Source organism: Hahella sp. KA22 (assembly GCF_004135205.1).
In the GTDB taxonomy this organism is placed as follows: Bacteria; Pseudomonadota; Gammaproteobacteria; order Pseudomonadales; family Oleiphilaceae; genus Hahella.
In genome coordinates, this window is sequence record NZ_CP035490.1 from 1,313,548 (window position 1) to 1,334,863 (window position 21,316).

General features: G+C 54.6%; 20 protein-coding genes and 1 pseudogene. 12 read left to right on the forward strand and 9 right to left on the reverse strand.

The features are described 5' to 3' along the window. Nucleotides 1-10: 10 nt before the first annotated feature. A complete protein-coding gene (locus tag EUZ85_RS05855) occupies nucleotides 11-3,802 on the reverse strand; it encodes a response regulator (RefSeq protein WP_127968374.1) in 3,792 nt (1,263 codons plus the stop codon). A 340-nt stretch (nucleotides 3,803-4,142) separates the two neighbouring features. Between EUZ85_RS05855 and panB the strand changes: the two genes are divergently transcribed. From panB to EUZ85_RS05875, 4 genes are all read left to right on the forward strand, one after another. Beyond that, complete coding sequence (gene panB / locus EUZ85_RS05860; protein ID WP_127968376.1) at nucleotides 4,143-4,979, forward strand: 3-methyl-2-oxobutanoate hydroxymethyltransferase; 837 nt, start codon at nucleotides 4,143-4,145, stop codon at nucleotides 4,977-4,979. A gap of 99 nt (nucleotides 4,980-5,078) precedes the next feature. Then, nucleotides 5,079-5,660, forward strand: a complete 582-nt coding sequence (locus EUZ85_RS05865; RefSeq protein ID WP_127968378.1) for a 3'-5' exonuclease — start codon at nucleotides 5,079-5,081, stop codon at nucleotides 5,658-5,660. 4 nt (nucleotides 5,661-5,664) lie between these two features. Further along, nucleotides 5,665-6,174 carry an endonuclease V gene (locus tag EUZ85_RS05870; RefSeq protein WP_127968380.1) on the forward strand — a complete coding sequence of 170 codons (510 nt, stop codon included), beginning with the start codon at nucleotides 5,665-5,667 and terminating at the stop codon, nucleotides 6,172-6,174. A gap of 144 nt (nucleotides 6,175-6,318) precedes the next feature. Then, entirely contained in the window at nucleotides 6,319-7,209 is an 891-nt protein-coding gene (locus EUZ85_RS05875) for a transporter substrate-binding domain-containing protein (RefSeq protein ID WP_127968382.1), read from the forward strand. Between the two features lie 184 nt (nucleotides 7,210-7,393). Here EUZ85_RS05875 and EUZ85_RS05880 read toward each other — a convergent pair whose 3' ends face one another. Further along, nucleotides 7,394-8,482, reverse strand: coding sequence for a beta-galactosidase (locus tag EUZ85_RS05880; RefSeq protein WP_127968383.1), 1,089 nt, complete (start codon nucleotides 8,480-8,482; stop codon nucleotides 7,394-7,396). Nucleotides 8,483-8,865: 383 nt separating this feature from the next. Here EUZ85_RS05880 and EUZ85_RS05885 point away from each other — a divergent pair, with 383 nt between their 5' ends. The 5 genes from EUZ85_RS05885 to EUZ85_RS05905 all read left to right on the forward strand — a co-directional run bounded on the left by EUZ85_RS05885 (nucleotide 8,866) and on the right by EUZ85_RS05905 (nucleotide 13,304). After that, nucleotides 8,866-9,444, forward strand: coding sequence for an HD family hydrolase (locus EUZ85_RS05885; protein ID WP_127968389.1), 579 nt, complete (start codon nucleotides 8,866-8,868; stop codon nucleotides 9,442-9,444). A 361-nt stretch (nucleotides 9,445-9,805) separates the two neighbouring features. Beyond that, a complete protein-coding gene (locus EUZ85_RS05890) occupies nucleotides 9,806-10,321 on the forward strand; it encodes a porin family protein (protein ID WP_127968393.1) in 516 nt (171 codons plus the stop codon). Then, the gene (locus EUZ85_RS05895) at nucleotides 10,311-11,522 is read left to right on the forward strand and encodes an Ig-like domain-containing protein (protein ID WP_127968395.1); all 1,212 of its coding nucleotides are present in this window, start codon (nucleotides 10,311-10,313) and stop codon (nucleotides 11,520-11,522) included. The genes EUZ85_RS05890 and EUZ85_RS05895 overlap by 11 nt, the downstream gene beginning before the upstream one ends. Nucleotides 11,523-11,633: 111 nt before the next feature. Then, nucleotides 11,634-12,359 (forward strand): hypothetical protein, encoded by a 726-nt coding sequence (locus EUZ85_RS05900; RefSeq protein WP_241566965.1) that lies wholly within the window; start codon nucleotides 11,634-11,636, stop codon nucleotides 12,357-12,359. 69 nt (nucleotides 12,360-12,428) lie between these two features. Further along, on the forward strand, nucleotides 12,429-13,304 hold the full coding sequence (locus EUZ85_RS05905) for an ABC transporter substrate-binding protein (RefSeq protein ID WP_127968399.1): 876 nt from the start codon (nucleotides 12,429-12,431) through the stop codon (nucleotides 13,302-13,304). On the opposite strand, the pseudogene EUZ85_RS31895 reads toward EUZ85_RS05905, so the two are convergent. The 5 genes and pseudogenes from EUZ85_RS31895 to EUZ85_RS05925 all read right to left on the reverse strand — a co-directional run. After that, nucleotides 13,305-13,397, reverse strand: a pseudogene (locus EUZ85_RS31895) (FosC2 family fosfomycin resistance glutathione transferase); the annotation flags it as partial. Beyond that, nucleotides 13,394-13,822 carry a hypothetical protein gene (locus tag EUZ85_RS05910; RefSeq protein WP_127968400.1) on the reverse strand — a complete coding sequence of 143 codons (429 nt, stop codon included), beginning with the start codon at nucleotides 13,820-13,822 and terminating at the stop codon, nucleotides 13,394-13,396. The pseudogene EUZ85_RS31895 and the gene EUZ85_RS05910, both read right to left, overlap by 4 nt. Before the next feature lie 13 nt (nucleotides 13,823-13,835). Beyond that, on the reverse strand, nucleotides 13,836-14,291 hold the full coding sequence (locus tag EUZ85_RS05915; RefSeq protein ID WP_127968402.1) for a thioesterase family protein: 456 nt from the start codon (nucleotides 14,289-14,291) through the stop codon (nucleotides 13,836-13,838). An 88-nt stretch (nucleotides 14,292-14,379) separates the two neighbouring features. Continuing rightward, nucleotides 14,380-15,255 carry an SGNH/GDSL hydrolase family protein gene (locus EUZ85_RS05920; protein WP_127968404.1) on the reverse strand — a complete coding sequence of 292 codons (876 nt, stop codon included), beginning with the start codon at nucleotides 15,253-15,255 and terminating at the stop codon, nucleotides 14,380-14,382. Between the two features lie 34 nt (nucleotides 15,256-15,289). Further along, the gene (locus EUZ85_RS05925; protein ID WP_241566966.1) at nucleotides 15,290-15,964 is read right to left on the reverse strand and encodes a triacylglycerol lipase; all 675 of its coding nucleotides are present in this window, start codon (nucleotides 15,962-15,964) and stop codon (nucleotides 15,290-15,292) included. A 333-nt stretch (nucleotides 15,965-16,297) separates the two neighbouring features. On the opposite strand from EUZ85_RS05925, the gene EUZ85_RS05930 reads away from it, so the two are divergent. After that, nucleotides 16,298-16,549 carry a PnuC protein gene (locus EUZ85_RS05930; RefSeq protein WP_127968408.1) on the forward strand — a complete coding sequence of 84 codons (252 nt, stop codon included), beginning with the start codon at nucleotides 16,298-16,300 and terminating at the stop codon, nucleotides 16,547-16,549. Between the two features lie 11 nt (nucleotides 16,550-16,560). Here the strand turns inward: EUZ85_RS05930 and EUZ85_RS05935 are convergent, their stop codons facing one another. Next, nucleotides 16,561-17,589, reverse strand: coding sequence for an AraC family transcriptional regulator (locus tag EUZ85_RS05935; protein WP_127968410.1), 1,029 nt, complete (start codon nucleotides 17,587-17,589; stop codon nucleotides 16,561-16,563). 265 nt (nucleotides 17,590-17,854) lie between these two features. On the opposite strand from EUZ85_RS05935, the gene EUZ85_RS05940 reads away from it, so the two are divergent. Both EUZ85_RS05940 and EUZ85_RS05945 read left to right on the forward strand, forming a co-directional pair. Next, nucleotides 17,855-20,167, forward strand: coding sequence for a M4 family metallopeptidase (locus EUZ85_RS05940; protein WP_127968412.1), 2,313 nt, complete (start codon nucleotides 17,855-17,857; stop codon nucleotides 20,165-20,167). A gap of 134 nt (nucleotides 20,168-20,301) precedes the next feature. Continuing rightward, nucleotides 20,302-20,526 carry a hypothetical protein gene (locus tag EUZ85_RS05945; RefSeq protein ID WP_127968414.1) on the forward strand — a complete coding sequence of 75 codons (225 nt, stop codon included), beginning with the start codon at nucleotides 20,302-20,304 and terminating at the stop codon, nucleotides 20,524-20,526. Nucleotides 20,527-20,564: 38 nt separating this feature from the next. Here EUZ85_RS05945 and EUZ85_RS05950 read toward each other — a convergent pair whose 3' ends face one another. Beyond that, nucleotides 20,565-21,218 (reverse strand): HAD family phosphatase, encoded by a 654-nt coding sequence (locus tag EUZ85_RS05950; RefSeq protein WP_127968416.1) that lies wholly within the window; start codon nucleotides 21,216-21,218, stop codon nucleotides 20,565-20,567. Nucleotides 21,219-21,316: the final 98 nt, after the last annotated feature.

The window sequence follows — 21,316 nt, forward strand, 5'->3', positions numbered from 1 at the left end:
CTTCTTTGGCTTAGCTGACTGGTCGGGTGTTGAGATAGTGGTCGAAATGTCGGGCCAGTTGCTCACTGGCGGAGACAAATCCCGGCAACAGGCGGTTAACTTCTTCGATATCATCCAGACTGGCGGCGCTCTCTAATGCGCCGGCGGCGTGCTGCAATTGTTGTGCGTGCAGTTGTCCCGCCGCGCCTTTGATCGAGTGGGCGATAAACTCCACTTTGCCTGTATCGCTCTCAGCGATGGCCTCCTGCAGCGCCGCCAAACGTTCTGGCAGCCGACTGCAAAATCCACCTAGTAAGCGACTCAGCAGGGCATGTTTCCCCATCAGACTTTCCAGCGCCGCTTTTTCATCCCAAAGTTGCAATGGCTCCTGCTCTACAGCTTCTATCTCGGCGCCTTCTTCCGATGCGGCGCCTATTATCTGGATACTGGGTCTGGCGCTGGAGCGGCGGAACAGCCAGAGCTTGAGCTTTTCCTCCAGGCCGCTGGCGTTGATCGGCTTGCTGAGATAATCATCCATGCCTGACGCTAGGCATTTTTCGCGATCGCCTTTCATGGCGTTGGCGGTCATGGCGACAATGGGGATATGACGATTATGCTCACCGGCTTTACCGGCGCGAATTTGACGGGTGGCCTCATAGCCGTCCATTTCCGGCATCTGGCAATCCATCAACACCAGATTATAAGGCGCCTCCTCAAGCGCGCTTTGCAGCGCCGCCAACGCTTCCAGGCCATTGCCGGCGACATCCGCCGGCAATCCCATTTCCTCCAGCATCAATTGCGCGACCTCCTGGTTGACCTGGTTGTCTTCCACCAATAAGAGGCGACTGTGCGCTGGCCATCGCATCGGCGGATGCGCTTCCGCCGTGTCCGGCTCAGAGGCGTCGCTGGCGGGGAGGGAGCGCGCGTAATGGCGTGTGACCAGCGGTTTGGCCTGACGCAACGCATCGCCGCCCTCCGCCACCACGGAAAGAGCCGCGCTCAATTCCGCAACGGTAACGGGTTTGGGCAGATAGGCGCTGAAGCCCAGTTCTGCGAAATATCGCGCATCGCCCCGGTGGCCGATGCTGGTCATCATTACTAACGCCATATTGCGGTAAGCTGCGTTGGCTTTGAGTTGACGTCCCAGCATAGCGCCATCCATTTGCGGCATATGCATGTCCAGAATGGCGATGTCGAAGGGACGTCCGTATACGGCGGGAGAACCATTGATTTTCGCCTCGCACATGGCGAGCGCTTCTTCGCCGCTGGCGGTTTCCAGTACATGCGCGCCCCACATTCTGAGCTGTCCGCAGAGCACTTCGCGATTGGCGGCGTTATCGTCCACCACGAGCAAGGAAAGCGCGCGCATATCCACTTTGGGAAGAATCGGCTGCGTTAACTCGCTGCGTTGCAGACGGATGCAAAATTCGAAGCAGCTGCCTTTGCCTTGTTCGCTATGGACGGTAATGCCGCCGTTCATCAGCTCGCTAAGGCGTTTGCAAATAGCCAGTCCCAACCCGGTGCCGCCGAACTGGCGGGTAGTGGAGGCGTCCACCTGGGTGAAAGGTTCGAACAGTCCGCCGATTTTCTCTGCAGGAATGCCGATGCCGGTGTCGGTGACGGAGACGGTCAACAACAGGTGATCACTTTCCGACTGCAACTGGCAGCGGATGACGATTTCGCCTTCGGCGGTGAATTTGATGGCGTTGCTGACCAGATTGGTGAGGATCTGCCGCAGCCGACCGGGGTCGCCCCGCACCATGGATTGCTCGACGGCGCTTTGATCCAGCACCAGCTCCAGCTCTTTCTCCTGCGCCCGCAAGGCCATGGTGCCGGCGAACTCGTCCAGATGATGGCGCAAGTCGAAGTCGAGAAGCTCCAACTCCAGTTTGCCTGCATCCACTTTAGAGAAATCGAGAATGTCGTTGATCAGGCTCAGCAAGGACTCCGCGCTGGATTTGGCGATGTTGACCTTGCGCTGTTGTTCCGACTCAAGCTTGGAATGCAGCACCAGATTAAGCATGCCCAGGACGCCGTTCATCGGCGTGCGAATCTCATGGCTCATGGTCGCCAGAAAGTCGCTCTTGGCGCGGGCGGCGGCTTCAGCGGCTTCTTTCGCCTCGGTCAGCTCCTGTTGCGCATTGCGTTGGGCGGTTATGTCCACCGCCGTAGCGTAAATCTTGCCGGAAGCCGGATCGCAGGCGGAGTTCCACAGCAAGGTCACGACTTCTCCGCTGTAACAGCGGTAGCGATTGACGAAAGAGATGGCGGGCTTACCCCGGGCCAGCTTTTTCAGTTCCAGTAATGTGCTTTCTGCGTCATCCGGGTGTATGAAGTGGACGATGGGCTCCGACAGCAGTTCTCTTTCCGAGTAGCCCAACACCTTGCTGAAGGTGAAGTTGATTCTTTCGAAGTAGCCTTCAGTGTTGGCGATGCACAGGAAGTTGGTGGAGAGATCAAAGAAGTTCTGCAACTCCTTCTGGGATTGCTCGATCTGCTGGCGTGCGGCGCGACTTGCCGCCTCCGCCTGTTTGCGCTCGGAAATGTCCTCGATGATTGACCAGATATACTCCCGACCCTGGGTGTCGGAAATCAGCACGCCGTTTAACAGCACCGGATAGCGATCGCCGTTCTTGCGTATGTACTCTTTCTCATAGGGCCCGTAGCGCCCGCGAATGCTGAGCTGCTCCAACTGTTGTGACTCTAGTTCCTCATAGTCCTTGGGCGTGACGTCCCAGTAACTCAACATGAGAAACTCTTTGCGAGTGTAACCCGTCGGGCCCAGCAGCGCGTTGTTGACCTCCAGGAAATCGCCGGTCTTGTAGTCATTGAGGGCGATGCCCAGGGGGGATAAGTCAAACAGGCTGCGCAACAGCATTTCATTTTCATGGCGCTTGCGTATTTGCCGGAACACCAGGAGTGTCGGCGTCAAGATAAGCAGTCCGATTGTGAGGACGCTGATGCGCAGTGCGATGGCGCCTTCCGCCAATTGCGGCCAGCCGCCCTGGGGCGTGGCGCCGATACGCCAGGCGCCGTTGGGCAGCGTGACTTCTGCGATAACCGGGTTGGCGTGGAAAACCTCAGGGTCGCCATAGAATATGTCGCTGTCCGTGTCGTTGTTGTAGGCTGAGCGGATTGCGATATCCAGCCCCTGGGCTGCGCTTGTCAGGCCGCTGGCTTTGTACAGTTCCTCAACGTCAATAACGGCGGACACCAGCCCCCAGAAACGCTCTTTTTTGCCACTTTCGGAGTAGGTGAAAACAGGAATGCGCCCGATAAATCCGTAGCCTCCCTGCACCAGTTTGATAGGGCCTGTCACCAGAGGTTGGCCGGAATTCCGCGCTTGTTCGGCGGCCTCTTGCTGGTCGGGCGTTGCGCTCAGATCCAGTCCAATAGCGCCTTCATTGCCTTGCAGCGGGTAAATCAGGCGGATAACCATATCCGGCGCCGCGCCGATGTTACGCAGTTGCGCGCGGCCGTCGAACAACGGATATGCGAACTCGGTGAAGCGATCCTGATTCATGTCCGGCTCGACGCTGATGGCGGCCACTAATCCACGAACGGTCTGGATATTGCTGCTGATGGCTCCTTCCAGGCGCGCGCGCACCACGCTCAACTGGCTGAGTACGTCGTTGCGGATTTCCTGCTCATGGCGAATGTTGTTGAGACGGTCGATATAAAAGCCGGCGGCGATTACACCAACCGTGATGATCAGCGCAGCGCAGCGATACAACCATTTGGACTTGCCGGGGCCGCTGCTATCCGGCTGTTGCATGGGGCGGTCAAAAGTTGCGCCTTCCTTTATTCCAGGCTGGCTGTTCATAAATCGCTTCGTCCAAGAGTTCCGCTACATTGAGTTCGGCGCCGGCGGCCAGGCCGTCCAGCGTTTTTCATGTCTGAGGACTGTCTTTGTTCGCGCGGGGAACTGCTTTTTTTCGCCGCAGACCTGATGGCGTTTTTGGATCGTCAACAAGCCTTAGATTCTAGCTTAGCATGTATCGACGGCCCCGCTTCCGCAATGACTGCGATGCTGGTGTTGATGTGATCGATGTTATTGGGGAAAACATAATAATTCGTTATAGTTTTGCCCAAATAAAAATAACCATCCCATGCAACTAATTGAAAATACTGAATAAGCAAAGGCGACGGACCTGGGAGGGTTTATGAGCACGCATGTTGACAGAAAGCGCATCACTATTCCGCAGATACGGTCGATGAAAGGCCGGGGAAGCATCGTTTCCCTGACCGCCTACACAACGCCCATGGCGCAACTGATGGATGAGTTCGTGGACTTGATTATCGTCGGCGACTCTACAGGCATGGTGGCCTATGGCTTTAACTCCACCATGTCCGTCACCCTGGACATGATGATCAACCATGGCGCGGCGGTGACCCGGGGCGTCAGCAAAGCCTGTGTGATTGTGGATATGCCATTCGGGACTTTTCAGGAGTCGCCGCAGCAGGCTTATCGCAATGCAGCCCGGGTTCTGGTGGAGACCCAGGCGCAGGGCGTGAAAATGGAAGGCGGCGAGGAGTTACTGGAAACCGTCGATTTTCTGGTGCGCCGGGGTATCCCGGTTATGCCGCATATTGGCCTGACGCCGCAGCACGCGAATGTGCAGGGCGGGTTCAAGGCGCAGATCCGCACCGAGGAAGAAATCAGCGCGTTCGTCAAACTGGGGCAAGCCTTTGAAGCAGCGGGCGCATTCGCCTTATTGGTGGAGGGCGCGTTTGAAGAGGCGGCGCGCAAGGTCACCGCGGCGGTGAGCATTCCTACCATTGGCATCGGCGCCTCGCCGGAATGCGATGGCCAAGTGTTGGTGACCGAGGATATACTTGGCCTGTTTTCGGGCTATACGCCCAAATTCGCCAAACGCTACGTGGATTTGAGCCAACCAATAAGAGAGGCCTTTTCCAGGTACGCTCATGAAGTGCGCTCCGGTGAGTTCCCGGCAATGGAACATTGCTTTGGCGTACGCAAAAACAGCGAAGGAGGCTGACTCCTCGCGAAAATCCGCAGGTAACGCCGTCTCCGTTCGCGCAGTCGAGGCTGTGACGGCTTTATCTCTGACATTAGAAATTATTGAAGAAGTATTAAAATGGATTTACCTATAAAACCGGACTACTACCTGATCATTGATCTTGAGGCCACCTGTTGCGACCAAGGCTCCGTTCCCCGCAGGGAAATGGAAACCATTGAAATTGGCGCAGTGATGGTGGACGCCGCGTCCCTGGCGGTGGTTGATGAGTTCCAGACCTTTATCCGTCCAGTGCGACACCCGCTGCTAACGGACTTCTGTCGCGAACTGACTACCATCAAGCAAGAACAAGTCGTTAATGCGCCGACTTACCCGGAGGCGATTGAGTCTTTGCAAGATTGGATGCGCCATTACCCTGACTATCTGTTTTGCTCCTGGGGCGATTACGATAAAGGTCAGTTCGAGCAGGATTGTCAATATCATCAGGTCGCCTATCCCTTCGCCAGCGGGCATTTGAATATCAAGAAGCAGTTCTCGGCGACGCAAGGGCTCAAGAAAAAGTATGGCATGGCGGGAGCCTTGCGCATTGCCGGTTTGTCACTGGAAGGCTCCCATCACCGTGGTATTGACGACGCCCGCAATATGGCGAAACTGATGCCTTACATAGCGGGTCGGGAAAAGTTGTCAGTCGGGAAAAGGTGAAACATTGATTCTAGCTGTAGACGTACAATACGAAGAGGATGGCGGCGCGACCGTCGCAGGCGTTCTGTTCAAGGACTGGAGCGATCCGGAGCCGGCGCGAGCGGTACTGACGCATGTCAGTGAGGTGCAGGACTATGAGCCTGGCCAATTCTATAAGCGTGAGCTGCCTTGCATCCTGCAGTTGCTGGACGCTATTCACGAGTCCGTGGATTTCATTGTCGTGGATGGCTATGTCACACTGGGTGCGGATGATCGCCCCGGTCTTGGCATGCACCTGCATAACGCGCTGCAACAACGCATTCCGGTCATTGGCGTGGCGAAAAAAGCCTTTCTGGATACGCCGCCGGACCGTGAAATCTTACGCGGCGACAGCCTTAAACCTCTGTATGTTTCCGCTGCAGGCGTCCCTCTGACGCAAGCTCGGGACTGGATTCTCGCAATGAGCGGCAAGCACCGCATCCCCACACTTCTCAAGCGGGTCGACCAACTGTGTCGGGGCTCCTGGCGTCCGTAACGAGAGTATTTCCTTCTCTGTTCTATACTGAAAAATAATGCCTGTGATTTGCTGAGATGATTTTCAATGCGGGTCAGTAGGTTTCGCCATTAAATCAGGACGGATGACAGAGCTTTGCGAGAGAGCCGCAGAGCGGGGAGCCATGTGCGTTATCTGTTATGTCTGTGTATTAGCTGTTATCTCGCCATATCCTCCGTCTTCAGCGCGGAACCGGTGGTGGTGCGTCATGTGGGGCCGGAAGATGTTGGCGATATCCGCAAAAATTACTTCATCGGCGCGCTGCATCTGACGCTGGAAGAGTCCGCATCGGAGGTAGGCCCCTACGAGATGAAGCAGATCCAGGCGCCGATGTCTCAAGGGCGGGCCTTTAAAAGCCTGCAGGAGGGACTGGTCGATGTGGTCTGGTCCATGACTTCGGAAGAGAGAGAAACCAATTTTCGCGCGATCCGTATCCCCTTGATGCAAGGTTTGATCGGCTACCGGGTGCTGGTCATCCGTAAAGAGGATCGCTACAAATTTAATACGATCACTGAGCCTGAACAGCTGAAGGCGTTGCTGGCCTATCAGGGCCACGACTGGCCTGATGCGCAGATCCTGCAGGCCAATGGCTATCGCCTGAACACCAGCTCCTGGTACAAGGGATTGTTCAAGCTGCTGGCGCAGGGCGGTTTTGACTACTTCCCGCGCAGCGTGTTGGAAGCCTGGGACGAACTGGCCGCTTATGATCAGGATACTTTGATGGTGGAGGAGAGCATTCTTCTGCATTACCCAACGGCGGTTTATTTCTTCGTGCGGCGGGAGGATGTCGATTTGGCGGAGCGGATACGTCTGGGACTGCGCAACGCCATCGATAATGGCAAATTCGAACGTCTGCTGTATGGATTTGAACCCCATCGTCGCGCGCTGCAGGCGGTGGACTTCAAACATCGTCGTATCTTTCAGCTGCATAATCCGCTACTGACCGAACAGACGCCGTTGGACGACGAATCGCTCTGGTTTGATGTGGAAGCCTATGTGAAGAATCATTCCCAATGAACTGATCGTCGCGTTGAGCGGCGACTGCGGTTCACGCCTGGGTGACGCAGGGACGCCGGCCCTGAAGAGGACCGGCGTCGTGTTGACGGGACAAAATGATCCCGTTCCCTGCCTGTTTACAGGTCGCCATGGTCACTGATTCCTTGTGGAGAGAGAGTTTCGGCAAGCCTCGCCGAAGGGGGGATTATTGTGTCGCCAGTTGGATGCTGGTGTGCACGAGCGTCAGGTCGTCGCTCAATGCGTCGCTCTTCAGGTCCGCCGCCCAGACTTCGATATAATTGAAGCCGGAGTCCAGCGCGAACTGAATGGAGCCAAGTAATTCTTCTTCGGTGAGCTGGATGTTAGCGCGCTCGGAAGACGCCGTACCAACGATTTGCACCGCTGCAAAGCTGGTCGCCTGAGCGGACACCAGCAAATTGTACATCTCCGGATAGGCGGTCATCGCGTTCTCTTCGCTGAACCAGGCGGCGAACAAACCGAATCTCTGACCGATGCTGGCGTGGCCGTAGGCGGCGACCTCTTGGGCTACCACTGGGCTACGGAATACAGGGTGAATTTCCACGTCCAGTTTGGTATTGGGGAACGCGTCATCGTAAGCGTCCATAATCTGTTTCCAGGACTCCACCAGCACTTCGTTAGAGAACCCCATGGATTTGAAACGGTTCTCCGTATCACGGTCGAAGAAATACTGCATTTCAAAACCGTTGGTAGTGGAGTTGGTCATGTGCACCAGCGCGATGTTGGGATTGCCGTCGTAGCGTTGACCCAGGGCCTCGATAAACTGTGAATAACGGTTCAGGAAAACGCTGTCCCATGGCAGTGGCATACTCTTGGGATATACGCTGCGGAACAGGTAGTCCAGGGTTTGCGCGCCTTCCGTTTTCAGCCAGGAGGGCGCCTCCGCTCCGTTAGTGATCGCCAGCGCGATTTTTACGCCTTCCTGTTGCGCTTTCGCCAACTGGCTGTCCAGGCGGCTCCAGTCGTAGACCCCAGGCGTTGGCTCCAGCAGGGCCCAGCTGATGCGCACCAGTACGCCGTCCATGTATTCGATTTCACCTGCGTTGTGGAATACCGAGGAGTTACGCTCAGTGGTTGGGCTACAGCTACAGTAAATGCCTGACAGGTTAGGGCTCTGCATGGCGTTGGCTGTGCTGGAGACAGCGCCGGAAGTGACGATGGCGCCGCTGATGAGCAAAGTATTGAAAGCCGCTTTCCAGTTGTTGCGGATAGAAGTGAAGGCGTGTGAACGGGGGGCTAAGATCTCCTTGGACATGATGCTATACCTGCTTATGTTCTGCCCATGAATGGGACGATGGATAATCGGGTTAATAACTCTCGAAAGTACCGCTCAGCTCATTCGTTGGGCGCAGAATAGGCATCATGAAGGAGGGGTTAAAGGCAGTTTCCGTAAAACTGTGACGCGCCTGCCGGGGCGTTACCATAAGCCAACGCAAGTTAATGGTTTTGACTGGGTATGTATCTGTATGTATGTGAAATTAAAGAATATATTTCTGGAGTGAAACCTCAGAAATGGGACTTTCCGCACACCGGAAATGTGACCGTTCCGCTTGTTGAGGTGTCTGCTATGACGTTAAAGGGATATACTCCGCCGCGTTAACGGCCGCCTAAGATGACAGTGACGAGGAAATGGCATTCATGAAAGTAGAGCTGGAGAAGATTTTCAGTTTCATCATCGAACTGGAACAGCTGAAAAGCGTCAATCGCATGACCAAAGTGATTGGAACCGATCGCCGGGAGAATTCGGCTGAGCACAGTTGGCAAATCGCGGTGCTGGCGATGTCTCTTGAGAGTTACGCGAAAGAGAAAGTGGATATCAACCGGGTCGTGCGCATGCTGTTATTGCATGACGTGGTGGAAATCGATGCTGGCGACAAGTTTGTCTTCTCCGCAGCCCATGCGGACACGGAAAATGAAATGAAGGCGGCGGAACGAATATTCGGGATGCTGCCGTCGGAAGTGGGGAGCGAATTCAAAGCCCTGTGGCTGGAATACGAAGAGCGGCGGACTCCAGAGTCCCGCTACGCCTACGCCATGGATCGGTTGATGCCGGTATTGATCAACCTGAATAATGGCTGTCAAAGCTGGGTGGAGAATGGCGTGCGTCTGGAGCAGGTGCTGTCGAAAACGGGAATCCTGGCCGACTTCAATGAAGCACTGTGGGAGATGATCAGCGGTCGCCTGCATGAAGCCCATCAAAAAGGTTTTTTAGGCTAAAAATTATTTTAAAACAGTGTGGTGGAGAGCTGAAAAGTACAGGCCAAATAACATGTGACCTGCTCGGCGTTATCAAGTGGCTTAAGCGTTTTACGCTGGACGTTAAGCGGCATTCAAGGTAATTTACGCCCACCTATAGTGCTTACTGATAAACCCAGCACTATATTACCGCCTGCCGGCGACGCATAGCGCGCCTCAGGCGGTTACCCCCTTCCCTGATTTTCCTCTATCGCGTCAGTAAATTATTACAACTTGTTTAAGCCGGTTTTTGTAATTAGCAATAGCTGATTGATTTCCATAATATACCTTTACTTTTCTGCAGTCTTGGCACTGCCCAAAACCAATCACGGAAAGAAGTCCAATGCGTCAAATAACTTGTATCTTTACTTGCTTAGCCTGTTTCTCCGCGCCAGCTCTGGCGGAAACTTGGTATGTGGGAGCGGACGGGGGTGTAGGAATGGTGAAAGCCTCCTCCGAAAAGTTTTATATCCCCGCAGCCAATGTTCGTCTGGGCGGACGTCTTGAAAATGGCGTTGGCCTGGAAGCTTTATTCTCTACTGGCGTTACTGATTCCGAAGAAGCGAACGTCAATATGGAACTGAACAGCATGGCGGGCGGTTATTTGACATACACCGGCGTGCTGAGCGACACCACGTTGCTGACATTGGGAGTAGGTTACGTCGCCACCGAGCTGGAAACCGAAGTGGGAGGCAAAACTTCCGATCTCTCATTCGATGGAACCAGTCTGGCGATCAGGTTGGAAGAGCCGCTCAGAGCCTATCCCAGCGTGAAACTGTCCGCTGGCTACTATCATGTGTTTGAAGATGATGGCGTGAAGATCAGAAACTTTGGTCTGGGATTGCAATATGATTTCTAACCTAAGGAAAACCCGCGTCGTAGCCAGTTTTGCTGCGCTGGCGCTGTGCTCTGCATTGTTGTCCGCTTGCGGCGGAGGCTCTGGCGATACGGATGCGTTGAATGACGCAGTCGATGCAGGAAAACTGGACGCCAAGAGTCTGACTCTCACTTCTACATCAGACAAAGTGCTGTTTGAGCCCAATGAGAGCTGGCAGCTGAAGGTGGTGGCGGAGCTGAATAACGGCTCAACCCAGGACATCACCAGTAAAGTGAAATGGAGCACTGACGATGGCGCTCTGGCGACTGTCGACAATGCCGGCAAAATGACGACCGGAACCCCGGTTGGCAATCAGGATGTAGTGATTACCGCATCACTGGTGAACCTCAACGCGAAACTGACGGTTACGGTGTCTGACGCCACCTTATCCACTATTGAGGCGAGCGCCAACAACTCCGAAGTGGATGAATGCCGCAGCCTGACCCTGAGTGCAACGGGAACCTACACCGACGGCTCCCAGCGTCCAATTGTTTCAGGGTTATCCTGGGTTAGCAGTGATAGCTCCGTGGCGACGATTAACAGCGACAGCAGCTCGTTAATGACGCATAACAGTGGCGCCGTGAGCGTGTCTGTCAGCCGGGGCGCAGTGAAATCTGCAGACTTGCCTATCACGGTCAACGATACGCTGGCCTCTTTGAAAATCAATGAAGGTAGCTCCATTTCCGTCAGCAAGTCCGGCAGCACTACATTGACGGTCAGTGGCGACTATAGCGACGGAACTAACAACGTCGGGATCACCGCAAACTCGACCTGGAGCAGCGGAAATACTGGCGTGGCCACGGTTGACAGCGGCAAGGTCTCTGGCGTCTCTACCGGCACGACGACCGTAACTGCTGCTTGTGGTGGTCTTACCGCAGATACGACAGTGGACGTATTGGAGATTTCTGGTTACGAGATAAAGGATGTTAAGGGGAAATCAGCCCTGGAAGAAGGTGAAGTGCGTCAGTTAAGCTTTTATGAGGTGTACACTGATAACTCCAGGAATAATATTTCTTCGAAAGCGGACTGGAAGATTACTGCAGGCAGTGATATCGCGGATATTAATGGCGATGGTAAACTCACGATGAAGAATGACTTCAGCGGGTATAGTGGTACTTCCATAACAGTTAGCGCTGAGTACGAGGGAACAACGGAAACGTTGTCTATCGATATTGAGAAATAGTTGGTGATTATTCTCTAACTATATGTAAAAGGGGCGATTTATCGCCCCTTTCTCTTTTCTGACAGGGGGGCAATGTGGATAATGGGCGCCGGCGTTGTTAAGGAGGCTGCCTTGAATTATCTGATTAATGTCCTTGTACTTGCTGTCCTGGCGGGTCTTTCCTATTTCGGTTATCAGCAGTATCGCAAAGCGGTGCGCAATAGACGCGTCCGATTTATCGATAACTACCGTTTCCCTCCCACCATTGATCGGCGTATCGCCCGGAAATATCCGCATTTGACCCCTGCTCAGGTCGAGAGGGTGGTCACTGGTCTGCGTGAATACTTTCATATCTGCCGCATGGCGAATGGACGAATGGTGTCCATGCCGTCACAGGTGGTGGATGTCGCCTGGCACGAATTTATTTTGTTCACCCGTCGTTATGAAAAGTTCTGCGACGAAGCTTTTGGGCGCTTTTTACATCACACGCCAGCGGAAGGTATGGGCAAAGCTACAAATGTACAGGATGGGGTGAAACTGGCCTGGCGTTTGAGCTGTTTGAGGGAGAACATTGACCCTCTGCGGCCCAAGGCGTTGCCCATTTTGTTCGCCCTGGATGCGGAATTGAAGATTCCTGATGGCTTTTTCTATTCGCTGGATTGTACAGGGCGCAATGACCACTGCGCGTCTAATATAGGGTGCTCTAGTTCCAGTTCTAGTTGCTCCAGCGACTGCGGTGGCGATTGGGGCGGTAGTTCCTCCAGCCGTCGCTACAATGATCATGACCGCGACAGCAGCTCTGACAGCGGCAGCAGTTGTGGGAGCAGCTGCGGCGGAGGCTGTGGCGGCGGCGACTGATAGAACGTCGCATCCCTGCTAATATTCCCCTAGATTAGCGTAACGTCTCTTTCAATACGGGATCAGGGTATGAAGCTGTTGTGTGGCTTGTGGCTGACGTTGATGGCGGTTTCCGCCTGTGCGGATCAGCGTCCGCTCCGTTATTATCAAAAAGACAGCCGTTACGAATATCGCATTCAATTGCTGCAACTGGCGCTGCTGAAGGCGGGGGTGGGCAACGAGTTCAGGCTGCGTCCCCTACAGGACAATGTCACAGCGGCAAGAGGGCTGGCTTTACTGGAGCGTGGTCAGCTGGATGTGGCGTTCCTGCCCACCACTGTTGATCTTGAGCGGCGCTTTCGGGCGGTGAAAATTCCCATACTGCGGGGGATACTGGGCTATCGTGTATTTTTGGTGCATAAACACAGCCTCCCTGCATTGAGTCTGGTGAAGAGCCTGGATGACCTGCGCGCTCGCTTTGTCGCAGGTTTCGGCGCGCAGTGGAGCGACATTGATATCTTGCGCGGCAACCGTCTCAAGGTGGAGGACTCCCCGCAATACGGACTTTTATTCGATATGCTGATGGAGATGCGCTTCGATTACTTTCCCAGGGGGCTGAACGAAGCCTGGAAAGAGCTGGAGGAGCGTCAGGCGCAATATCCCGATCTGGCGGTGGAGCCCACGCTGGCGTTGTATTATCCCTATCCGGTGTACTTCTTTGTAGGCAAAGGGGATGAAACCCTGGCGCGATTGATTGAAAAAGGGCTGACCGCAGCGCTGGAGGACGGTTCGTTCAAGCAACTGTTCCTTGCCCATCACCAGCCTTTTTTAGACCAGGCGCAGTTATCGCGTCGACGTGTATTTTTACTGCAAAATCCTACTCTGCCTGCTGAGACAGAAGCGCCTGATACGCACTGGTGGCTGCCGGAGTCGCCCCTGAATGAAAGCGCGCCGTCAGTCGAATAGTTACGGTCCTTCGTAAGGCTTCTCACGCAGTGAATGCAGCCTGGATTGCAGAGAGCCGACATGGATTTCGAGCTTGTGGCTATCTGAGGTCAGATTTTGCTGTGGTCGATGAAGAGGGCTTCCAGGCCGGGAGTTTTACTGCCTTTATTCGCCTGATACAGATGACAGCTGATGCGGGCGTAGTTATCGAGATCGCTCTGCACCAGACAAGTGCTCTCATAGGCGATACTGTTTTCCTGAAAACGCATACGCAAGACCGTGGCTTCGCCATGCACGGCGTCTTCAATCGCCGCCTCGCCGAATATCACTGAGCCGCCGATTTCCCGCTTAATCTTGAGTTGGTGATTCTCAGAATAAATTTGCAACGCGCCCTGATAGGTGCTGCCGGAATCGGGCGACTTGCCGATGAGTTGATAAGCGCCGATGACAAAATCTCCGAGGAAATCTTTGGCGGTTTCGCCGCCGAAAGCGGAGGGGGATAACAGGCAGCACAACAGCGCTGCAGGTTTGAGGTTCATCCTGAAAATCTCCTTAGGATACTGTATAAGTCGCTGTGCCCAGCGCAATCGTCTGTTCTCTGTCATTGACCAGCTCCATACGCGTCACCGCAATCGACTGGCCGTGGCGAATGACGCTGGCTGAGGCGACGAAAAACGCGCCGCGCCCGGGGCGCAGATAATCCACTCGCATATCAATGGTGCCGAGCCTGCGCAGTTTGCGCTGCACTTCTTTCGGGTCAATTTCCGTCAGCCGCTCAATGATGCTGATCGTCGCCACCAGGCCGCCAGCCACATCAAGCAGCGTTGCAGTGACGCCGCCGTGCAGGATGTTCTGAAACGTGTTGCCGACCAGTTCCGGCTTCATTTCCAGGCCCAGCACTACTTTTTCCTTGCTGACCTCGCGGACTTTGATGCCGACCAGCCGGTTAAAGGGGATGTGCTCGTTAAAATAAGCGGTAATCGTTTCTATCAGCTGTGCTTTGTCCATGCAATGCGCCTTTCACCTTGTTGGGCGGAATATCTCATTAAAGCAAAAGCGCCAGACCGCCCCCATGAGACATAAAGGTTTGTTGACATTACGCTTTTATAGCCTGTTTCCGCCTCCAGGCGTAGCCCTGATTTTCTTCCAGAAACTGAATGAAGTCCGCGCCGAAATTTTTATACCCCTTTGCGGAGAGGTGAATTTCATCCGCCCAGAATTCTTTGCCGGTTAAATTCAGGTGACGTGTCTCCGCGTCGTAGAAGAGCGTATTTTCGTATTGGGCGAGCGTTTTAGCGAGGGCGTCGGACAGACGTCCATGTATGATGCGGATGATGTCATGACGCAAGGGCGACGCCTCGGCGGGCGGATACCCATGTAGCTCGAATACCGATGAGATCCAGGGGCCTGAACGTAGATTTAAAAACAATTTCCATCCTCGTTCACGGCTCAGCGGCGCACTGTAGCCATGGCTCACGACGATGGCGTTGGGGTGATAAAGGTTACGCATTGCCAGGCTGCTTTTGTAGAAATCCATGATGCTGGTCAATACCGTATCGAGAATATCCCGCCGCAGGCATTGCAGCGCGGTCAGGCCCGGTTCGTAGGGCGCAAGGATCGGCGCCAGATTGGCGAATATGTCATTACCGCCTGCGCTGATGAAGATGTAGTCAAGCTGGACGTGGGCATGTTTCAGTCTGCGATAGTGCCGTAAATGCGGTTGCATCTGTAGTGTGGTGGCGCCGGAAATGGCGAGGTCCAGCCAGTTGGCTCCCAGCGGCTCCAACATGGCGATCGCTTCAAAGATATTATTGGGAGCGTTTAAGGCGCCCCAGCCGCGGCCCGGGTAATCAAGCCAGGAATCGCCTTCCAGCAGGATATTCGGATACTCGCGCCGCACTCCCTGTCTGACGCCATCAATAAACTCGTTTAAATTTCCGCTGATGTAGTGTTGTCCTATCTGTCTCGCCATGACCTGTATTGCCTGTCCTTATGTTCCTGATGATTCAGCGCTTGTGTTGAAAGCGTCCCTCCCGCAGGAAATGCAGGGTTTGTTCCAGCGCAGTCTGGTTGCGCATGATAAACGGATGCGTTGCAGGGAGCACCAGAAAGTCTCTCATGCCCGTCAGCTTGGCGCGCTCAACCGACACTTTACCGTCATTGGGACCTTTGATCATGAGGGAGAGCAGAGGATTTACGGAGCGGTCGCCGGTGATGACGCCGCATTCGAAGTCAGGTGAGCCGAGACTTTGCAGTAACCGGTTGTCGTCGGCGCCCAGTTGCCCGCCAGCCGGACCGTTAATCAATTTAAATAACGTCAGCTTACCCAATTTGTCGACCACTTCGCTGCCCTGGTTGGGTGGGCTTAGCATAACGACCCGACCTATGGAAATGTCAGGTCTTAATGCCCGTAAAACCCGGACCAGAATGCCGCCCATGGAGTGTGTGACGAAATGGATTGGAAAGCTGTCAGCGCCGAAGCGAGCGAGTAAGGCGGGGTAGAGATGCTGCGTCGCCAGTGACTCCAGGGAGCGCTGCGTAGAAGGGTAGTTCAGATTGAATGTATCGAATCCCTGTGCGTCGAGATAGCGTTGCATACTGTTCAGGCTACGGGATGTGCGCGCCAATCCGTGCAATAGCACAACCGGCTGCCGCGCCATGGAAGAGGGGGGATGAGTCATGGTTGAGCTCCACTGAGAGACAGGTCTGTAGAGTCTAGATGTGTAGATGTATATAGGGGCGCCGCAGAGGGTGAGGTTGCGCCAGGTAAACCTTTAGGTTGCGTTTTTCAATACCAGACAAGTCGCTGGCGTTAGGCGTTAATTGATGAAGGACAAGCTAAAACAATTGAAAACACACTCGGTGCGGGCAATCATCTATACTAGACCAATGGCTAAGGTTAGCTAACGCGTTGGATGCTATCCACAAGGAATTTTCGCTTAATAATTAAACAAATAAAGCGAATTTATGAATGAACTATCTCGTATGCAAGGGGCTTTAAGCAGGGGGCTGAGATGGATATGCGATTTTATGGTGTGGACTGGATCGCCATGTTGTTGACGTTTGTCGCAGTGTGGCAGATCGGCAATAAGAACAAAACCGGGTTCTGGCTGATGATGCTGGCCAATGTGGGATGGATGATGGTAGGAATCATGGGGCAGAGCACCGCCATTTTCCTGGCGAATGCGGTTTTTCTCTCAATGAACTGGCGCGCGGCCAGTAAATGGGCGAAACAGGAAACGACCGCTCATGCGGATACCGCCTGAGGCGGAGTCGTTTAAAGTAACGGGGACTCCTGCAGGCTTTGCCGGTAGGTCTCCGGCGAGCAGGAAAACCAGCGTTTAAAGGCGCGGCTGAAATTGCCGGCGTCGTTGAATCCCAGACTGTATGCGATCTGGGAGATGCTCATGGAAGAGGATTTCAGATAACGCTCCGCAATTTCCTGCCGCACTTCATCCACCAGCTCACGGAAGTTGGTTCCCTCCTGACTGAGATGACGTTGTAGTGAACGTTCACTTAAATGCAGCGTCTGCGCCACTTTCTGTAAAGACGTTTCCTCTGTCGCCATGGTCTGGCGCAGCAGCGAGCGTACTCGCTGAGTCAGCTTTCTGTTGAACAGTCGACCGAAGTAAATCTCGCAAAGCCGTTCATTTTCATTCGCCAGCAACACATCCGCGTTAGGCAGGCGGCAGTGAAAATAATTACGGCTGAAAACCAGACGGTAGCGACTGTCGCCCCAACTTACCGGACTGCGAAAATAGCGCTCGTAATTTTCATAATCCGCAGGTTTGTCGCGTCCCATGGAGACGCGCAACAAGTCCGTTCCCTGGGGCGTCAAAAAGCGGCAGATACGCACCATCATGCAGGCGGCGGCGTCCAGAATGGCGTTGTGCAGCGGCGCCTCGCCTTCGCGCACCACCCCCAGCTCCACTTCATCGCCGTTGGTTTGCAGATACAGGCGAGTGACGTTGGAAATGCCGTAGTTATAGCGAATCACACGAGAAAATCCCTCCCACAAAGACTGACTGGCGATAACTGCGTAGCCCAGGGCGTGGAAGGTGGTCAGACTGATATTTTTGCCGGCGTCGATGCCGATGCTTTCGCAGTGGGTCATTGCAATGACGGCGTCGAATAAGGCGTTGATTTTATCGGTGTGTACGGGGGCGAGGGGGGATTGCAATTCGGAGGCGCAGAGTTGCGCTGACTGCATTAAATCATAGGCGTCCAGCCCTTGCTTCTCAAAGGCGTCCAGACACATTTTCACCCAGTTGGCGATGATGAAGGGTTCGTCCAGTTGTGGCGTCATAAGAGTAGTTTCTCTTCCATAGACTTGGCGAAATAACTAGCCTGCCGCAGGGTCGCCGCCCATGCGCATTCGAATATAGCAAATCAAGGGCCAGGGAAAACTCGGCCAAATAACCTAACGAAATAGGCGTACTTCACACTGTTAAAAAAATGGCAGCAAGTGACAGGTGAATAGCGCGCAATGACATGTCGAATGGATTCTCAATAGCTAGGATGTTCCGCTCCGATAAAACCAAAATGATAGAAACAAGAGAGGGGAACTACTCGTGAAATTAAAGCTTTTAGTAGCTGTCATGGCCGCCATGACAGGCAGCTACGCCTTATACCACCAGTTAGGCGATGGATCGTCGGACGCCGCGTCGGCGTCGGTGGAAAACGCTCAATCATCCGCTCAGACTGTCGCAGCCGCGACGGCGATGACGCCTGCCGCAGCGCCAGCGGGCGCCTCCGCCTCTGCGAAATCAGCAGGTGATGCGCCCAGCATGGCGGATGTTGAGGACTTTGTAGCCAATCTAGATGATCAGGCGGATGCGGGTTATCAGTCCCCCAATGCACAGTTTTCGCCCCCCGCGGCTGGCGCTGACCTATTTCAGGGCGAGCGCACTGCTGGGGTTGGCGCGCCTTTCCATCTGAAACCGAACGGCGGTCAGCCGTTGGTGGCCAGCGACGCCAATATGGCCAAGCAGGCGATTATGATGGGCGGCAAGCAATTGCTGAATATCAGCGAAAACGACGATCTGGAGTTGAAAACCTCCAAGCGTGATGACGAAGGCAACGTCTATTACAAATTCGCCCAGGAATATAACGGCGTGCCTGTGCACGGCCGTGAAACGGTGGTGCAGGCGTCCAGCCAAGACGAAATCAGTCTGGTGACCGGTGAATTCGAGCCGGGCATCCAACTGGACGTTAATCCTGGATTGAACGGTCAGGTGGCGTTCAACAAAGCGGTCGACAGCATGCGCGACACCCTCAAGGGCGAGCCAAGATTCCGCGAAGATCCCAGCCTGCAGATTTATGTGTCCGAAGCGGATGGTCCGGTCCTGACCTGGCGCTCCGTGGTGGAATACACCACCACTGACGAAGGCTATCGCGTGGATGAAATCTTCGTTGACGCCAACAGCGGTAAGATCGTGGATAAACTGCCGCGTTTCTATTCAGCGTTATCGCGCAGCGTACATTCCATCGATCGTCAGTGTTTCGATCCTAACTGGGGCAGCAACATTCTGCCGGGCCGTGAAGTATCGCCCAACGCGGATGAACACGCCAAATCCGCTTACGACAACTCCGGCTACACCTACTGGTTCTACGACAACATGTTCAACCGCGACTCGTTTGACGGCCGCGGTAAGAAGATGGTCAGCACCGTACACGCCATGTTCTCTTCTCCGAACGGCGGCTGTTCCGGCGATAACGCTTACTTCAACGGCGAGCAGATGATCTATGGCGAAGGCGGCAGCATGTTGCAGAACCCCGCTGGCGCGCTGGATATCGTCGCTCACGAGCTGACTCACGGCGTGACGTTCTCCGAAAGTAACCTGACCTATCGCAATGAGTCCGGTGCGATCAACGAAGCGTTGTCTGATATCTTCGGCGCTGGCGCTGAAACTTACATGATGTCCGGCGGCAGCTCCAGCGGTAAGCCTTCCGGCGGTCTGAAGCCTCAGCGCAGCAACTGGACGCTGGGTGAGAAGGCTTCTCCGAACGGCAGCATGATGCGCGATATGACCGACCCGGTGGCCGACGGGCAGAGCCGCGACAGCTACGACTCTCGTTACACTGGCTCGGAAGACAACGGCGGCGTTCACCTTAACAGCGGCATCATGAACCTGGCGTTCTATCTGCTTTCTGAAGGCGGCGTGCACCCTCGCGGTAAAACCACCAACCGGGTGACCGGCATCGGAATGGAAAAAGCGCTGGCGATCTACTATCACGCCAACACCAATCTGTTCACCGCTTCCACCAACTTCGCTTCTGCGCGGACGCGTCTGGCGCAATCAGCGGAAACGCTGTACGGCGAATGCTCCCAGGAATGGCATTCCATTCATGAGTCTTTCGACGCTGTAAAAGTGCAGGGCAGCTGGACGCCTTGTGACGACGGCGGCGATGACGGTGGAGACGATGGCGGCGACAATGGCGGAGATGATGGCGGCGATAACGGAGGGGACGACGGCGGAGATAACGGCGGCGATACTGGCTCCGTTTCAGTTTCCAGCGCGAAAGCCTCCAGCACCTACAGCAGCAGATACCAGGCTTCGAATCTGCATGACGGCTCTCTGTCTACGCCTTGGGTGTCTTCCACCATCTACAACAGCTATCAGCAACAGTGGGTGATGTTGGATCTGGGCAGCGCCAGAAGCATGTCCGGTATGACCATCAACTGGGATGGCGGCAACTTCGCCGGGTCTTATGACATCTATGTCTGGCAGAACGGCCAGTGGGTGCGCGCGCAACGCATTAGACAGTACCGCTCCGGCGCGGCGGATATCCCGCTGCAAGCCAACTCTCAGTACGTACTGGTCACCATGCGCTACGGCAACTACGGCCGTTGGTACGCCATTGACGAAATCACGCTGAGATAATCTGCGTTGAGGGGCGCTTGTCGCCCCTTTTGTTTCCGGCGCCGTTGGGACGTTGATGCGGCGTCGGGCCTTCAGCCCGGAGGAGACTGCCTCCCTCAAAAATAACAACGCGGCAGTATAGAGACAAAATCAAAATGAATATCAGAAATGAACTTGCTCCCATTCTTCTGCAAGCCGTATCGGATGCGATTCAATTCAATCGCGCGATTATGGACGGCGGCTTCTTAAACGATTCGGAAAGTCACTTCGAGTATTTGGTGAGTTTGAATCACCTTCTTCATTATCTGGAGGAGGAGTACAAAAAAATAGAAGCAGAGGTGGGCATGCCTCTGAATCTATTAGCGTTGGAGAGCGCCTGAGGCAGGCGCGTAATGAGTCAGTGGCCGCCCGGATTGCGTTATGGTCGCCGGCTCAATAAATGGACCAGTTCTCTCATGTCATGAAAGCATAAGGCCGCACCCGCGGCCTTTTGTTGTTCCGCATCCATATCCGCGCTATACGCGTATACGGTCATTCCCGCCGCAACGGCTGCGCTGATGCCCGCTGTAGAGTCTTCCACCACCACACAGCGTTCAGGCGCTACTTCCAGTGCGGAGGCGGCGTGCAGATAGATATCCGGCGCCGGCTTGGGGTTCTCAATATCTTCGACGCAGAAACAGTGATCGAAATATGCATGCAGGCCGGTCCGATTGAGTTTGAAGTCCATGTCTTCACGCAGGGCGTTGGTCGCCATGGCCTTGGGTAGATGGATCGCCTGTAGTGTTTCTTCTACGTAAGGGACCGTTTTCAGACCAGTGTGCATGGCTTCCCAGAAGCCGGTGCGCAGGCGATGGTGGGTGTCCTCCGGTAACGCCCGCCCCAGCAGGCCGGCGGCGGTGATCAGGTTGGCTTCCGTGGTTTGTCCAGTGAAGTGGGTATGCATTTCCATATGGGACAAATGCAGTCCCTGTTCCGCCAGCAGGCTCATGAATACTTCATTGGTCAGGCGTTCGGTATCTACCAGCACGCCGTCGCAATCAAAAATAATCGCGTCGTACATATACTTCTGCATGCATTGATCCAGAGTGAATAAGAGGTAGGGTGTTCGGGCAGTATAACGGGCGGATCACCCTAACGGTATTGCTACCTGTGTTGAGGCGCCATAGAAGG

Coding starts and splice junctions, on each gene's coding strand:
- EUZ85_RS05880 (WP_127968383.1), bottom strand. CDS start 8,482: ATGTCCAAGGAGATCTTAGCCCCCCGTTCACACGCCTTCACTTCTATC.
- EUZ85_RS05935 (WP_127968410.1), bottom strand. CDS start 17,589: ATGACGCCACAACTGGACGAACCCTTCATCATCGCCAACTGGGTGAAA.
- EUZ85_RS05905 (WP_127968399.1), top strand. CDS start 12,429: ATGAAGCTGTTGTGTGGCTTGTGGCTGACGTTGATGGCGGTTTCCGCC.
- EUZ85_RS05890 (WP_127968393.1), top strand. CDS start 9,806: ATGCGTCAAATAACTTGTATCTTTACTTGCTTAGCCTGTTTCTCCGCG.
- EUZ85_RS05950 (WP_127968416.1), bottom strand. CDS start 21,218: ATGCAGAAGTATATGTACGACGCGATTATTTTTGATTGCGACGGCGTG.
- EUZ85_RS05920 (WP_127968404.1), bottom strand. CDS start 15,255: ATGGCGAGACAGATAGGACAACACTACATCAGCGGAAATTTAAACGAG.
- EUZ85_RS05885 (WP_127968389.1), top strand. CDS start 8,866: ATGAAAGTAGAGCTGGAGAAGATTTTCAGTTTCATCATCGAACTGGAA.
- EUZ85_RS05865 (WP_127968378.1), top strand. CDS start 5,079: ATGGATTTACCTATAAAACCGGACTACTACCTGATCATTGATCTTGAG.
- EUZ85_RS05855 (WP_127968374.1), bottom strand. CDS start 3,802: ATGAACAGCCAGCCTGGAATAAAGGAAGGCGCAACTTTTGACCGCCCC.
- EUZ85_RS05915 (WP_127968402.1), bottom strand. CDS start 14,291: ATGGACAAAGCACAGCTGATAGAAACGATTACCGCTTATTTTAACGAG.
- EUZ85_RS05930 (WP_127968408.1), top strand. CDS start 16,298: ATGGATATGCGATTTTATGGTGTGGACTGGATCGCCATGTTGTTGACG.
- EUZ85_RS05895 (WP_127968395.1), top strand. CDS start 10,311: ATGATTTCTAACCTAAGGAAAACCCGCGTCGTAGCCAGTTTTGCTGCG.
- EUZ85_RS05945 (WP_127968414.1), top strand. CDS start 20,302: ATGAATATCAGAAATGAACTTGCTCCCATTCTTCTGCAAGCCGTATCG.
- EUZ85_RS05910 (WP_127968400.1), bottom strand. CDS start 13,822: ATGAACCTCAAACCTGCAGCGCTGTTGTGCTGCCTGTTATCCCCCTCC.
- EUZ85_RS05925 (WP_241566966.1), bottom strand. CDS start 15,964: ATGACTCATCCCCCCTCTTCCATGGCGCGGCAGCCGGTTGTGCTATTG.
- panB (WP_127968376.1), top strand. CDS start 4,143: ATGAGCACGCATGTTGACAGAAAGCGCATCACTATTCCGCAGATACGG.